1 protein-coding gene is annotated in these 918 nt (G+C 64.6%); it reads right to left on the bottom strand.

Annotated elements, in window-relative coordinates; translation table 11 throughout:
* Positions 1-50: 50 nt before the first annotated feature.
* Positions 51-918, bottom strand: an 868-nt coding sequence (locus tag ACFQ2S_RS24780; protein ID WP_386079434.1) for an IS110 family transposase, incomplete at its 5' end; no start/stop codon positions are given.

Raw genomic sequence — 918 nt, forward strand, 5'->3', positions numbered from 1 at the left:
CCGGCGGCAGATGCCGTTCCGGGCGCCAGTTCTTTATGTTTGGCTGGCCGCTATCGGACAGCCTCGTAGCTCCGCCCATGGTGAAGCAGCGCCCAGACGGTGCGTGCCATCTTCGCTGCCAAAGCGACGACGGCAACATTGGGGTGGGCACGGGCAAGCAGCGCGCGCAACCACCTGCCGGTTGCAGTGTCCTCCCGACAGACAACGGGCATGGCGGCGCGCGCCCCCTGGATCAACATCTTGCGCAGATATCGACTGCCTCGCTTTGTGATGCCAAGGAGCCTGGGCTTGCCGCCAGTCGTCGACTGGCGCGGGACGAGGCCGAGCCATGCGGCGAGATCTCGGCCCTTCGAGAACGTGGCTGCGTTGCCGACAGCCGCGACGAGCGCCGTCGCGTTCAGCGCTCCGATTCCGGGAATGCCGGTCAGGCGCCTGGCTCGCTCGTCTGATCGGGTCATGGCTGCAAACTCGGCATCGAACGATTTGATGCGTCGGTCCAGATCCGCCCAGCGTGAAAACATGTCCTCGAGCAGGAAGGCCATGCGCGGGCTCAACGTCTCGGTGCTGCTACCCAGCAACTCGTTCAACTTGTGCCGTAGTTTCGCGTGGCCCTGCGCCACGATATGACCGCGTTCGAGCAGCAGGCTTCGGATCTGGTTGGTCAGCGACGTGCGCTCTCCCACGAGCCGGTCGCGCACCCGGTGCAAGGTTTGGACGTCGAGCTGCTCCTCGCTTTTGAGTTCAACGAACCGCATCGTCGGGCGCGTGGCCGCTTCGGCAATGGCCTCGGCATCACGGTCGTCGTTCTTCTGCGCCTTGACATAGGGGCGCACATATTCCGGCGACATCAGCCGAACCTCGTGTCCCAGTGCCGCCAACGACCGGCCCATGTGATGGGCGCCACAGCATGCTTCCATC

The organism is Tropicimonas aquimaris, assembly GCF_042676185.1.
In the GTDB taxonomy this organism is placed as follows: domain Bacteria; phylum Pseudomonadota; class Alphaproteobacteria; order Rhodobacterales; family Rhodobacteraceae; genus Tropicimonas; species Tropicimonas aquimaris.